Source organism: Tabrizicola sp., assembly GCF_030373185.1.
Taxonomy (GTDB): Bacteria; Pseudomonadota; Alphaproteobacteria; order Rhodobacterales; family Rhodobacteraceae; genus Tabrizicola.
In genome coordinates this window covers 53,129-65,708 of sequence record NZ_JAUCZH010000002.1, presented here as the reverse complement: position 1 = coordinate 65,708, position 12,580 = coordinate 53,129, and the positions used below count along the sequence as shown (strand labels likewise).

The window sequence follows — 12,580 nt, the reverse complement described above, 5'->3', positions numbered from 1 at the left end:
AATCATGTCTGAAGGTGAGGCCATTCCTGTCCTGCCGCGCGGCAAGCCTGCTTTTGATCAAGATCCGCACCGGCTGCGCGAAATCAGCGAACGCAATCTTGAAGCGGCAATCGGTCGTGAAGTGCGAACATTTCGGCGTCAGCAAGGCATGACGGTGGCCGATCTGGCAGCGGTCACAGGCCTGTCGATCGGGATGCTTTCCAAGATTGAAAACGGCAACACCTCGCCCTCCCTGACGACATTGCAGGTGCTGAGCCATGCGTTCTCTGTCCCGGTAACGGCATTCTTTCGCAGCTACGAAGAACGCCGCGAGGCGCAGCATGTGAAGGCTGGTGAACATGTCGAGATTGAACGGCGCGGCACCCGGGCGGGGCATCAATACAACCTTCTGGGCCATATCGGGTCAAACAGTTCGGGCGTGGTGGTGGAGCCCTATATCATCACCCTGACCACAGAAAGTGACACCTTCCCGGCCTTCCAGCATGAAGGGCTGGAACTGCTTTACATGCTGGAAGGAGAGGTGGGGTATCGCCACGGGGATCAGGTCTATCTGCTGAAGCCCGGCGACAGCCTGTTTTTCGATGCAGATTCCCCGCATGGGCCGGAAGAGCTGGTGAAACTTCCGGCGCGCTATCTTTCGGTGATCGCCTATCCGCAGGGCTAGAGACTGGCCCGCGCTGGCGGGAGGACTGACGTTGACGGGGCGCCAAACTGGCGCCCCGTTTCGTATCATCTCAGTGCAGGTCCAGAGACTTTCGCAAGGTCTCGTTGTCGCCATACTTGGCGATCTTGTCCCGGTGGTAGGCCTTTTCCCACCGGATCGACCAGACATGCCAGCCAAACCAGACCAAGAGGCCAACGACCCACAACAGGCCCTCGCTGCCCTGAAAAGGGTAGATCGGACCAACTTCCGCCAGATCGACGGCCCAAGTTGTCACACCAGTAGTAGACATCGGGGTTCTCCTTTTTCCTGCCGTCGGTCAGACGAGTTGTTGTTTGGCCGCGCGCACTTCGTTTTCGGCCTCGCGCTGGATGGTCATGTCCTGAAAGTCGAGACCCATGATCTCGATCTCGCGGGGGATTCGCAGCAGGCCAAAGGCATGGAGCGCTTTTGCAACAAGGAACCCGGGCAGGAAGCCAAGCACGCCGAACATGATGATTGCACCGGCAAGCTGGCCAAGCGGGTTGATCGCGGCAAAGCCTTCATAGGCACCCGCCGGGTGACCCCAAAGAAGGAAGCCCGCGATGACAAGGCCCGCAAAGCCTGCGTAGCCATGCACTGCGACCGCGCCCACCGCATCGTCGATCTTGAAGGTGCGTTCGACCCAGTAGTGCATCTTGTAGGCGATGAATGCCCCGCAGCAGCCGACGAGCATGGCCTGAATCGGGTGATAGAGGTCATTCCCGGCCGAGGCGCAGATGATCCCGGCAAGGCCGCCGGAATAGGTCCAGAACGCGTCACCCTTCGAGACCATGAAGGCCATGAGCATGCCGCCTGACAGCGACATCAGGAAGTTGAAGGTGATGGCGCCCAGCGTGGTCGGGGTCAGGTAGATGGTGGTGGCGGTCCAGGTTTCGCCGGTAATGACGCCGCCAATGCCCTCGGGCGAGATCAGCGGGATGTTGCAGGCGACATAGAAGCCCCAAAAGCCGGTGTAGATGATGAACAGCCCCACCGCGACCATCCACGGGTTGTGCGGCAGGATGTTGCGGATCGACCCATCGGCGCCGAATTTCCCAAGACGGGGTCCGAGGACCAGCAGCACCCCAAGCGCAAATCCGCCCGCGATGGCGTGAATGACCCCCGAGGCATAGGCGTCATGGTATCCAAGCAGCCTGACCATCCAGCCCTGTGGGTGCCAGCCCCATGCCGCGTCGATGATCCATGCGCCAGACCCGATGACAACGGCCAGCACCCAGAAGGCACCCGAGTTGATGCGCTCGATCACCGCGCCTGAAACGATGGAGGCGGCAGTCCACGAAAACAGAAGGAAGGCCGCCCAGAAGACGCCCGTGATCCGGTCATCAAGGTTCGTTGCCATGGTGTTTGACATTGGCGAATTGGCCGCCGCGGCTTCCCATTCGATGCCGCCGGTGATGAAGGGGCCGTTCGGCAGCGCCCAATAGAGCCACCAGCCGAAGAAGAAGAAGGTGATCGTGACCAGTGGAATGATCATCGAATTCTTCATCAGCGTGTGCATGTGGTTGCGCCGACGGCTGGCGCCGACCTCATACATGCAGAAGCCCACATGGATGAGGAACATGAGCGGTATTGTGACCCAATAATAGAACTCGGTGAAGATCGTCGTGATGGCGTCGAGTTGATTGTCCATCCCTGTGTTTCCTCTTTTGATTTCCGAGGCCAGCGACGGGCTGCCTCCCCTTTTCAGGTGCCGGTGCTGCTGGGTCTGACCCGGCTGAAGCATCCGGTATGGAGATCAGGTGATGGCCATCCGGCCGCCCCCAATTTCTCTGTTGAGCAAACTTTTTCTCTGTAGTGAAACGGTAGCTGCGACATTCTGTCAAGGAAAACCAAGCCTGCCACAAAAACAGGCATCGTGTTTCCCGACAGGTGAAAAAAGTTTCTCGACAGTTGATAAGCAAAAAAGTCAGTGTTAGCGTCAGTTCAACCAGTCGAAGGAGACGAATCCATGTGCGGCATCGTTGGGCTGTTCCTGAAGGATCCGAAGCTTGAACCGAAGCTTGGGGAAATGCTGACGGACATGCTGATCACCATGACAGACCGAGGCCCCGACTCTGCGGGCATTGCGATCTATTCCGGGGCCAGAGACGGGTTGGGCAAGATCACGATCCAGTCGGCCCATCCCGAAAAGGACTTCAAGAACCTTGACGGCGATCTGCATGACGCCATCGGCCAACCGGTCGCGATGCTGGTCAAAAGCACCCATGCCGTGCTGGAAGTGCCAATCGGTCAACTTGATGCCGCCCGGTCGGCCTTGTCGCATCTGCGCCCCGACGTGAAGGTCATGAGCGTTGGCGACAGCATCGAAATCTTCAAGGAAGTCGGCCTGCCAAAAGATGTGGCCCGCCGCTTTGATGTGGCCAGGATGACCGGCACGCATGGTATCGGCCATACCCGCATGGCCACCGAATCCGCCGTGACCACAATGGGCGCGCATCCGTTTTCCACCGGACCAGACCAGTGCCTTGTCCACAACGGCAGCCTGTCGAACCACAACGGCTTGCGGCGTGAGCTGATCCGCAAGGGCATGAGTTTCGAGACCCAGAATGATACCGAAGTGGCCGCCGCCTATGTCAGCCAGAAGCTGAAAGAGGGCGAGGATCTTGGCACGGCGCTGGAATCGGGCCTTGATGATCTGGACGGCTTCTTCACCTTCGTTGTCGGCACCAAGAACGGCTTTGGCGTCGTGCGCGACCCCATTGCCTGCAAGCCCGCAGTGATGGCCGAAACTGACGAATACGTCGCCTTCGGTTCGGAGTACCGCGCGCTGGTCAACCTTCCGGGCATTGAAAACGCCCGCGTCTGGGAACCGGAACCCGCCACCGTCTATTTCTGGGAGCGTTGAGAGAATGCAGAGTTTCGATCTGGGCAAAGAGGGCTTGCGCGCCCTGAACTCGTCGCTGCATGCCCTCAAGGGGCAGACCAACATGACCGCATGGGAGGTGATCAACCCCAAGGGTGCGCATGCGATTGCCGCCGGGGTGGATGCCCCGGTGGATATCACCGTGCGGGGGTCAACCGGCTATTACTGCGCCGGAATGAACAAGCAGGCCACGATCCGCATCAAGGGGTCGGCCGGGCCGGGCGTGGCCGAGAACATGATGTCGGGCGCAGTGATCATCGACGGGGACGCCAGCCAGTATGCCGGGGCGACCGGGCGCGGCGGGCTTCTGGTGATCAAGGGCAACGCCTCCAGCCGCTGCGGCATTTCGATGAAGGGCATCGACATCGTGGTGCATGGTAACATCGGCCACATGTCCTGCTTCATGGCGCAATCGGGCAATGTCGTGGTTCTTGGCAACGCCGGAGAAGCCTTGGGCGACAGCCTTTATGAGGCCCGCATCTTCGTGCGCGGCACGGTGAAAAGCCTTGGTGCGGATTGCATCGAAAAGGAAATGCGCGACGAACATTTCGCCATCGTCGAAGAGCTGCTGCGCCGGGGCGAGGCTGACCACAAGGCCAAGCCCGAGGAGTTCCGCCGCTACGGCTCGGCCCGCAAGCTTTACAACTTCAACATCGACAATGCGTCGGCGTATTGAGGCAGAAAATGACCGAATTCCCGAAAACCCCGCCCCGCTTCTCGGCCACTTTCACGCCGGCAATCAACGCTGAAATCCGCCGCGCAGCCGCCTCTGGCATCTACGATATCCGGGGGGGTGGCACCAAGCGCCACCTGCCGCATTTCGATGACCTGCTGTTCCTTGGGGCCTCGATCAGCCGCTACCCGCTGGAAGGCTACCGCGAGAAATGCGCGACCGATGTCTGGCTTGGCACCCGTTTCGCCAAGAACCCGATCCATCTGGATATCCCGATCACCATCGCAGGGATGAGCTTTGGCGCGCTGTCCGGTCCGGCCAAAGAGGCCTTGGGTCGTGGCGCGACGGCGGCTGGCACCAGCACCACCACCGGCGACGGCGGCATGACTGAAGAAGAGCGCGGCCATTCCAAGACGCTGGTCTATCAATATCTTCCCAGCCGCTACGGCATGAACCCCGACGACCTGCGCCGCGCTGATGCGATCGAGATCGTGGTCGGTCAGGGTGCCAAGCCCGGTGGGGGTGGGATGCTTCTGGGGCAAAAAATCTCGGACCGTGTGGCCAACATGCGGAACCTTCCCAAAGGGATCGACCAGCGGTCTGCCTGCCGTCACCCCGACTGGACCGGGCCGGATGATCTGGAGATCAAGATCCTCGAACTGCGCGAGATCACCAACTGGGAAAAGCCGATCTACATCAAGGTCGGCGGCGCGCGGCCCTATTATGACACGGCGCTGGCGGTGAAGGCGGGCGCGGATGTCGTGGTGCTGGACGGCATGCAAGGCGGCACGGCGGCAACGCAGGATGTGTTCATCGAACATGTCGGCATGCCGATCCTTGCCTGCATTCCGCAGGCGGTGAAGGCGCTGCAAGACCTTGGGATGCACAGGAAGGTGCAGCTGATCGTTTCGGGCGGCATCCGCACCGGGGCGGACGTGGCCAAGGCCATGGCTCTGGGCGCCGACGCGGTGGCCATCGGCACGGCGGCACTGATCGCGCTGGGCGACAATGACCCGGTCTGGGAGGAAGAATACCAGAAACTTGGGACCACGGCCGACGCCTATGACGACTGGCACGAAGGCCGCGACCCCGCCGGGATCACCACGCAGGATCCCGAACTGTCCAAGCGGTTTGACCCGGTTCTGGGCGGTCGGCGCTTGAAAAACTACCTCAAGGTGATGACGCTGGAGGCGCAGACCATCGCGCGGGCCTGCGGCAAGAATCACCTGCACAACCTCGAGCCCGAAGACCTGTGCGCGCTGACGATCGAAGCAGCCGCCATGGCCGGGGTGCCGATTGCGGGAACCAGCTGGATCCCGGGCCGGACCGGGTTCTGAGAAAAACAATAAGGGACAGGGAGTTACGACAATGACGAAAGACCTTGCCAAATGGGCCAAGGAAAAGGGCGTCAAGTATTTCATGGTTTCCTACACCGACCTGTTCGGTGGTCAGCGTGCTAAACTGGTACCGACGCAGGCAATCAATGACATGGCGGTGGATGGGGCCGGATTTGCCGGTTTCGCCACCTGGCTGGACCTGACGCCCGCGCACCCGGACATGATGGCCGTGCCGGACCCCGAAGCTGTCATCCAGCTGCCGTGGAAAAAGGATGTCGCCTGGGTGGCGTCCAACTGCGTCATGGAAGAGCAGCCGGTGGCGCAAGCTCCGCGCAACGTCTTGCGGCGGCTGGTGGACGAGGCGGCAAAAGAGGGCCTGCGGGTCAAGACCGGGGTGGAGCCGGAGTTCTTCCTGCTGACCCCGGCGGGCGACCGGATTGCCGACCCCTACGACAACGCCGAAAAGCCCTGCTATGATCAGCAGGCGATGATGCGCCAGTATGACTGCATCTCGGAAGCCTGCGACTACATGCTGGAGATGGGCTGGGAGGCTTACCAGAACGACCACGAAGACGCGACCGGCCAGTATGAAATGAACTGGAAATACGATGACGTGCTGCAAACCGCCGACAAGCACAGCTTCTTCAAGTTCATGATGAAGTCGGTGGCGGAAAAGCACGGGCTGCGGGCGACGTTCATGCCCAAGCCCTTCAAGGGGCTGACCGGGTCAGGCTGCCATGCCCATATCTCGGTCTGGAGCCTTGACGGCAATACCAACGTCTTTGCCGACAAGACGAAAGAGCTTGGCCTGTCCGAACAGGGCCGGCACTTCCTTGGCGGTATCATGAAGCACGCCAGCGCGCTGGCGGCGATCTGCAACCCGACAGTGAACAGCTACAAGCGGATCAACGCGCCGCGTACGACCAGTGGCGCGACCTGGGCGCCGAACACGGTGACATGGACCGGGAACAACCGCACCCACATGGTGCGGGTGCCGGGGCCGGGGCGGTTTGAGTTGCGGCTGCCGGATGGGGCGGCGAACCCCTACCTGATGCAAGCCGTGATCCTTGCCGCCGGTCTGGACGGTGTGCGCAGCAAGGCCGATCCGGGCAAGCGCCATGACATCGACATGTACCAGATGGGCCATACGGTGAAGAACGCGCCGAAACTGCCGCTGAACCTCTTGGATGCCTTGCGCGAATACGACAAGGACAAGACCCTGAAATCCATGATGGGCGACGAATTCTCGGCCGCGTTCCTGAAGCTGAAGCACAAGGAGTGGAACGACTACTGTTCGCACTTCTCAGCCTGGGAAACCCAGACCACGCTCGATATCTGACCTTATCCTGAGACCCCTACTGGCCCCGGAGCGATCCGGGGCCTTTGTTCATTCCAGCGGTGTTTCCGGCCCGGCGATATGCACGGCCAGCAGGCAACCGTTTGGGGTGTAGGAATTGTGTTCCGTGCCGTCGCGGTAAAACACCAGATCCCCGGCTCGCAGGATGGTGCCATCGCTTTCGTGCAACTCGCCTTCCAGAATCAGGAATTGTTCGTTGCCGTTGTGGCGGTGGCCGCGCGTCGTCATGCCAGCGGGCATCCGGTAGACATGGAAACCCTCGCCCAAGGCGCGGCTGTTGTCCAGTTGCAGAACCGTATCGCCCATGGCCACCCCGTCGGGATAGACAAAGGGCGTGAACGCGGCCTTGTGGATGTTGGCGATACGGCGGTCGTTCGGGTTGATCGGTTTCATCAAAAGCTTCGTCCTTGGCCTTGCGGGTGAGTGAATCTTGCCTTGCGTCACGGCGCTTCCCTGATTGTGTGGCCGATTGCTGTCAAAGGTCAACCTGTCGCGGCGCGGCATCAGACCTGCGGCGGGTAGCGTGTTCTGTCACAGTTGCCCGTCTGCGCGTGATCTGCCATTTCTTCATTCAGAAGTTGTTTGTCGATCCCACTGGCGCAAGTCTTTCGGGTTTTGTTGTGTTTACCAACAGGAAGAAGATTTGACAGATACGCAACTCTCCTTCTAGTTTCGATCCAGACAAGGGGCAGATCAAGCGCCCTGACAAAGCCAACAGCCGGAGGTTCCAGATGAAGAAGAAAGTTGCCGTGATCGGGGCAGGCCCGTCAGGCCTTGCGCAATTGCGCGCATTCCAGTCGGCGAAAGCGAAGGGGGCCGACATCCCCGAAGTGGTCTGCTTCGAAAAGCAGTCCAACTGGGGCGGGCTGTGGAACTACACCTGGCGCACGGGTCTGGATGAAAACGGTGAACCTGTCCATTGCAGCATGTATCGCTACCTGTGGTCGAACGGTCCGAAAGAAGGGCTGGAATTCGCCGATTATTCGTTCGAGGAACATTTCGGCAAGCAGATCGCCAGCTATCCGCCGCGCGCCGTGCTGTTCGACTATATCGAAGGCCGGGTGAAAAAGGCCGGTGTGCGTGACTGGATCCGCTTTTCCACCACCATCCGCATGGTGAAATACAACGAGGCCAAGGGCAACTTCACCATCACCGCGCATGACCTCAAGAACGACCGGATGTATGAGGAAGACTTTGACAACGTCATCGTTGCCAGCGGCCACTTTTCGGTGCCGAACGTCCCGGAATACCCCGGTTTCGACAAGTTCAACGGCCGCGTCCTGCATGCGCATGACTTCCGCGATGCGCGTGAGTTCGCAGGCAAGGATCTGCTGCTGCTGGGGTCCAGCTATTCGGCCGAGGATATCGGCAGCCAATGCTGGAAATACGGTGCCAAGTCGATCACCGTTGCCTATCGTAACGCGCCAATGGGGTTCAAATGGCCTGAGAACTGGAAGGAAGTGCCGGCACTGGACCACATGGACGAGACGACCGCCTATTTCAAGGATGGCACCTCGAAGAAGATCGACGCGGTGATCCTTTGCACTGGTTACAAGCACCACTTCCCGTTCCTGCCCGACGATCTGCGGCTGAAGACGGCGAACCGGCTCGCGACGGCAGATCTCTACAAGGGCGTGGCATGGGTTCACAATCCAAAGCTGTTCTACATCGGCATGCAGGACCAGTGGTTCACCTTCAACATGTTCGACGCGCAGGCATGGTGGGTGCGTGATGCGATCATGGGCCGGATCGCGATCCCGACCGACAAGGCGGTCTTGATGAAGGATGTCGAGGACCGCGTGGCGCATGAGGATGCGGGCCAGGACGCGCATGATGCCATTCACTATCAGGGCGACTACGTGAAGGAACTGATCGCCGAAACGGATTATCCGTCCTTCGACGTGGAGGGTGCCTGCGAGGCCTTCTTCGAGTGGAAGGACCACAAGAAGGAAGACATCATGGGCTTCCGCAACAACGCTTACAAATCGGTGATCACCGGCACCATGGCACCGGTCCACCACACCCCGTGGAAAGACGCGCTGGAAGATTCGATGGAAAGCTACCTGCGAAACTAAAGTGGCCCTTATGCCCCGATTTGAAAGGCCCCGGCATGCCGGGGCCTTTGGTCTTTCGAGTGTCCTTGGCCACGAAAGAAGTTCTCAATCTGATCAACTACTGTGCAAAATACCCAAATCAGCCTGCCATTTGACCCAGCGCCGACAACCTGTCCGACTCTGCGGAAACAATTTTGACGGCTGTGAAGATTTCGGGCGGTCAAGCACCGCCTGCATGCTTTCCTTTCCCCGCAAGTTGCCCGACCGGAATGGGTGGCGGCACCAACAACAGGGGAAAATGATCCATGGAAGAGCAAATCGCGACGCTTGTCGCCGAGCTTGCCAGCCTCAAGGAGGCTGCGGCGGGGCTGAATCGCACGACTGCCGAGACTTTCTATTTCCTGACCATACCACTGATGGTTCTGATCCACGCGGGCTTCCTGTCCTACGAGATGGGGGCATCGCGGGCCAAGAATGCGCTGTCCTCGGGGATCAAGAACATCCTCGCCTTCGCTTTCATCATTCCGACGTTCTACTACGCGGGCTGGTTCATTTACTGGGCTTTCCCCACCGGCTTTTCGATGTCGGCCGGGCCGCTTGGAATCTCGGGTTATGATTATGCCCTCGGAGCGGCCAATCCCGCAGGCGAAGTGATGGGGCCAAACCTTGCCGACAGCGCAACCGGAGTGTTCTTCGGGGCCTTCGCCATGTTTGCCGCGACAACGGCGTCGATCATGTCCGGCTCGTTGATCGAGAGGATCCAGATCGTCGGCTTCGTGATCCTTGCGATCGTGCTGGGCAGTTTTGTCTGGATCCTTGGCGCAGCCTGGGGTTGGCATGCGGATGGCTGGCTGGTGACGGCGCTTGGCTATCACGACTTCGGTGCATCGGGCGTGGTTCATGCGATTGCGGGCTTCTTCACGCTGGGCGTGCTGATCAACCTTGGCGCGCGGGTCGGCAAGTTCAACGCCGACGGCAGCGCCAATTCCATCGCCGGCCATTCGATGCCCGCCACGCTGGTCGGCCTGATGCTGATCATCGCCGGCTTCTGGGGGTTCCTGATGGCCTGCGTGATCTTCCCGGGCGAGCCGTGGTCCTGGGGTTCGGGCATCTTCGCGACGATCTACGGCACGCCGGTCAATCTTTCGGCCATGACCTTCAACATCCTGATGGGTTTTGCTGGCGGCGCGATTGCCGCATGGGCGATCACGCATGACCCGTTCTGGATGATGTCGGGCGCGCTGGGCGGGATCATCTCGGTTGCGGCTGGGCTTGATCTTTACTGGCCGCCGATGGCGTTCGTCATCGCGATGATTGGCGGTGCGATCATGCCGATTGCCGCGCGGATCGTCGAGAGGATGCAGATCGATGACGCCGTCGGCGCGGTTGCCTTGCATGGTGTCGTCGGGCTTTGGGGCGTGGTGGCCGTTGGCATCTTCGCCTCGGGCTATCCGGCCCTTGCATCCGAAGGCGCGCCGCAGATCACGCTTTATGGGCAGGTTGTCGGGGCGGTGATCATGGCGGTGCTTGGCTTTGTTCCCGGCTATCTCGTGTCCCTGCTGCTGAAGTCCATGGGCCTGCTGCGCGTCCCGCGCGAGGCCGAGATCATGGGACTCGACAAGGCAAAGGTGCCTGCCGTGGCCTATCCTGAAATCCTTGGTGAGACCCACGGCCCCACCACGCCAGCCCAATGAACCGCAACAAGGAGGACTTGAAATGTTCGGAACCGATATCACCGACTGGGCGGCTGTCGAGGGCTCGTATTACGCGGGCCACGGCAGCGAGGCGATCTGGCTGATCCTGTCGATCATCCTTTGTGTCGGCGCACTTGTGTTCGGCGCGCTGCACGAGAAGGCTGCGTATCGCAAGACAAGGTAGGCTTGACCATCCCACGACCTTGACGCCCCGGCCCCGGCTGGGGCGTCATGCGTTGCTCGCCTGTCAAGCGAATATTCGGCTTTGACGGGAAAATTTATTTCTCTGTGGGCAAAAATTGTTTTGCCTCTGCCCAATTTTGCGGCAAGCATGCCAGCCATGGGCAGCAAAGCCCAGCCGCTCGACCGACGCTGTGCCGGTCATGCCGGACGCAATAGTCCGGCGTCGCGGAAAAAAGGGAACAGGGAGTACATCATGGAAGGCGAAACTGTCGCGTTCTTCGCGGATCAGGTGAACCTGAATTCGCTTGTTCAGAACGTAGTCTACGCATCCGGCACGGTCGGGGCGATCTTCGTTGTGGTCGGGCTGCTGCTGATCGATGCCGGGACGACCCGGCGGAAAAGCCTTTTCAACTCGACCATCGAAAAGGTCATGGGCTTTTTCCTTGGCTTCACGACCTACTACTTCATCGGCTTCGGCTTCTGGGCCGCCCAGTATTACATCATGGTTGATGCAACGCTGATGGACAGTCTGAAAGACTGGTGGATCGGCGGGGCAATGCTGAACGCACTGGCGCAGAATGTCGATCCGGCGGTCTTCCCGGGGCTGAACACCTTCCAGATCTTCGTGTTCTTCCTTGCCTGTTTTGCCGGGATCGTGAACATCCTGTTCCACTTCGCGGTGTCGGAACGGATGAAGGCCTCGGCCTACTATGTCTTTGCCATTGTTGCTGCGGTGGCCTCGTCTGTGGTCAGCTGGATCACATGGGGTTCTGTTGGCCCGCTGACAAATGCGGGCTTTCATGACTTCTTCGGTGTGGGCTTCGTCTACCTGTTCCCGGCCGGTATGGCGCTGGTCATGGTGCCGATGCTGTCAGCCCGCCCCGGCGTGTTCGAGCCCCACCCCCGGGTGCCAGGCTATTATGCGCCGTCGATCGGGCTGGCGGCTGTCGGCCTACTGACCATCTTTGCCGGTCTGCCGATGGTCATCATGTCCTGCCTGTTCTTCGTCGACCCCGAGGCGCTGGCAATCTCGATCACCATGGCTGACACCAGCGTCGGTGTGGCGATCAACAACTATGCGCTGGCTTGGGCTGGTGGGGCTGTTTCAGGCACGATCATCGCCTATGCGACCCGCAAATATGCCTATCTGCTGCTTGGACCTCTGGCGGGTTATGTGTCGGGCGCGTCCGGCTTTGACGTGTATCTGCCTTGGCAGATGTTCCTTGTGGCCCTTGGTGCGCCCGTGATCGCCTATCTGGTCTACGAGTTCACCTTCAAGCGCCGGTTCGACGAACACAAGCTGACGCCGCTGTTCATCGGTGCGGGCTCGTATGGTCTGATCATGCTTGGTCTGTTCAAGGCTGGCACGCCGCGCGGCGGCTATTTCGGGATCGAAGAGGGTGCCTATGCCTTCCAGCATGGCCAGATCAGCCTGGTGATGCAGCTTGCGGGGATTGTCGTGTGCGTCGGTGCCGGCGTCGTGACAGCGCTGGTCACGGCGATGGTACTGAAGGCAACCATCGGTCTGAAAGTGTCGGACGAGGACATGGCCGAGGGTCTGGACAGCCTGCGTTGGGGTGTCGAGACCGATGTGGTCACCAAGGAAGACCTGCCTCGCGCCTGACGGGAAGACGCGACTGCAAAGAGAACGATCAGGCCGCCTTCGGGCGGCCTTTTTCTTCGGCAACTGTTTTCTCACAAGAAAGAATGTTGCAC

The 12,580-nt window shown here is 60.1% G+C and carries 12 protein-coding genes; 9 read left to right on the top strand and 3 right to left on the bottom strand.

What is annotated here, in order from left to right; translation table 11 throughout:
- The first annotated feature begins 4 nt into the window (after positions 1-4).
- Positions 5-664, top strand: a complete 660-nt coding sequence (locus QUV21_RS05130) for a helix-turn-helix domain-containing protein (RefSeq protein ID WP_300853558.1) — start codon at positions 5-7, stop codon at positions 662-664.
- Between the two features lie 70 nt (positions 665-734).
- On the opposite strand, the gene QUV21_RS05125 is transcribed toward QUV21_RS05130, so the two are convergent.
- Both QUV21_RS05125 and QUV21_RS05120 read right to left on the bottom strand, forming a co-directional pair.
- Positions 735-953, bottom strand: a complete 219-nt coding sequence (locus tag QUV21_RS05125; protein WP_300853557.1) for a hypothetical protein — start codon at positions 951-953, stop codon at positions 735-737.
- A 27-nt stretch (positions 954-980) separates the two neighbouring features.
- Complete coding sequence (locus QUV21_RS05120) at positions 981-2,333, bottom strand: ammonium transporter (protein ID WP_300853556.1); 1,353 nt, start codon at positions 2,331-2,333, stop codon at positions 981-983.
- A gap of 318 nt (positions 2,334-2,651) precedes the next feature.
- Here QUV21_RS05120 and QUV21_RS05115 point away from each other — a divergent pair, with 318 nt between their 5' ends.
- From QUV21_RS05115 to glnT, 4 genes are read left to right on the top strand one after another with little or no spacing between them, the layout of a single operon-like run.
- Positions 2,652-3,548: a glutamine amidotransferase family protein gene (locus QUV21_RS05115; protein ID WP_300853555.1), complete on the top strand. Its 897-nt coding sequence runs from the start codon at positions 2,652-2,654 to the stop codon at positions 3,546-3,548.
- 4 nt (positions 3,549-3,552) lie between these two features.
- Positions 3,553-4,242, top strand: coding sequence for a GXGXG domain-containing protein (locus QUV21_RS05110; protein WP_300853554.1), 690 nt, complete (start codon positions 3,553-3,555; stop codon positions 4,240-4,242).
- Positions 4,243-4,250: 8 nt separating this feature from the next.
- On the top strand, positions 4,251-5,576 hold the full coding sequence (locus tag QUV21_RS05105; RefSeq protein ID WP_300853553.1) for an FMN-binding glutamate synthase family protein: 1,326 nt from the start codon (positions 4,251-4,253) through the stop codon (positions 5,574-5,576).
- 31 nt (positions 5,577-5,607) lie between these two features.
- On the top strand, positions 5,608-6,915 hold the full coding sequence (gene glnT / locus QUV21_RS05100) for a type III glutamate--ammonia ligase (protein ID WP_300853552.1): 1,308 nt from the start codon (positions 5,608-5,610) through the stop codon (positions 6,913-6,915).
- 48 nt (positions 6,916-6,963) lie between these two features.
- On the opposite strand, the gene QUV21_RS05095 is transcribed toward glnT, so the two are convergent.
- Positions 6,964-7,326 carry a cupin domain-containing protein gene (locus QUV21_RS05095; RefSeq protein ID WP_300853551.1) on the bottom strand — a complete coding sequence of 121 codons (363 nt, stop codon included), beginning with the start codon at positions 7,324-7,326 and terminating at the stop codon, positions 6,964-6,966.
- 338 nt (positions 7,327-7,664) lie between these two features.
- Between QUV21_RS05095 and QUV21_RS05090 the strand changes: the two genes are divergently transcribed.
- The 4 genes from QUV21_RS05090 to QUV21_RS05075 all read left to right on the top strand — a co-directional run bounded on the left by QUV21_RS05090 (position 7,665) and on the right by QUV21_RS05075 (position 12,488).
- Positions 7,665-9,008: an NAD(P)/FAD-dependent oxidoreductase gene (locus QUV21_RS05090; RefSeq protein ID WP_300853550.1), complete on the top strand. Its 1,344-nt coding sequence runs from the start codon at positions 7,665-7,667 to the stop codon at positions 9,006-9,008.
- Between the two features lie 284 nt (positions 9,009-9,292).
- Positions 9,293-10,681 (top strand): ammonium transporter, encoded by a 1,389-nt coding sequence (locus tag QUV21_RS05085; protein ID WP_300853549.1) that lies wholly within the window; start codon positions 9,293-9,295, stop codon positions 10,679-10,681.
- Positions 10,682-10,703: 22 nt separating this feature from the next.
- Complete coding sequence (locus QUV21_RS05080) at positions 10,704-10,865, top strand: hypothetical protein (RefSeq protein WP_300853548.1); 162 nt, start codon at positions 10,704-10,706, stop codon at positions 10,863-10,865.
- Between the two features lie 252 nt (positions 10,866-11,117).
- Positions 11,118-12,488 (top strand): ammonium transporter, encoded by a 1,371-nt coding sequence (locus QUV21_RS05075; RefSeq protein ID WP_300853547.1) that lies wholly within the window; start codon positions 11,118-11,120, stop codon positions 12,486-12,488.
- Positions 12,489-12,580: the final 92 nt, after the last annotated feature.

Coding starts and splice junctions, on each gene's coding strand:
- QUV21_RS05125 (WP_300853557.1), bottom strand. CDS start 953: ATGTCTACTACTGGTGTGACAACTTGGGCCGTCGATCTGGCGGAAGTT.
- QUV21_RS05090 (WP_300853550.1), top strand. CDS start 7,665: ATGAAGAAGAAAGTTGCCGTGATCGGGGCAGGCCCGTCAGGCCTTGCG.
- QUV21_RS05130 (WP_300853558.1), top strand. CDS start 5: ATGTCTGAAGGTGAGGCCATTCCTGTCCTGCCGCGCGGCAAGCCTGCT.
- glnT (WP_300853552.1), top strand. CDS start 5,608: ATGACGAAAGACCTTGCCAAATGGGCCAAGGAAAAGGGCGTCAAGTAT.
- QUV21_RS05110 (WP_300853554.1), top strand. CDS start 3,553: ATGCAGAGTTTCGATCTGGGCAAAGAGGGCTTGCGCGCCCTGAACTCG.
- QUV21_RS05075 (WP_300853547.1), top strand. CDS start 11,118: ATGGAAGGCGAAACTGTCGCGTTCTTCGCGGATCAGGTGAACCTGAAT.
- QUV21_RS05085 (WP_300853549.1), top strand. CDS start 9,293: ATGGAAGAGCAAATCGCGACGCTTGTCGCCGAGCTTGCCAGCCTCAAG.
- QUV21_RS05120 (WP_300853556.1), bottom strand. CDS start 2,333: ATGGACAATCAACTCGACGCCATCACGACGATCTTCACCGAGTTCTAT.
- QUV21_RS05080 (WP_300853548.1), top strand. CDS start 10,704: ATGTTCGGAACCGATATCACCGACTGGGCGGCTGTCGAGGGCTCGTAT.
- QUV21_RS05095 (WP_300853551.1), bottom strand. CDS start 7,326: ATGAAACCGATCAACCCGAACGACCGCCGTATCGCCAACATCCACAAG.
- QUV21_RS05115 (WP_300853555.1), top strand. CDS start 2,652: ATGTGCGGCATCGTTGGGCTGTTCCTGAAGGATCCGAAGCTTGAACCG.
- QUV21_RS05105 (WP_300853553.1), top strand. CDS start 4,251: ATGACCGAATTCCCGAAAACCCCGCCCCGCTTCTCGGCCACTTTCACG.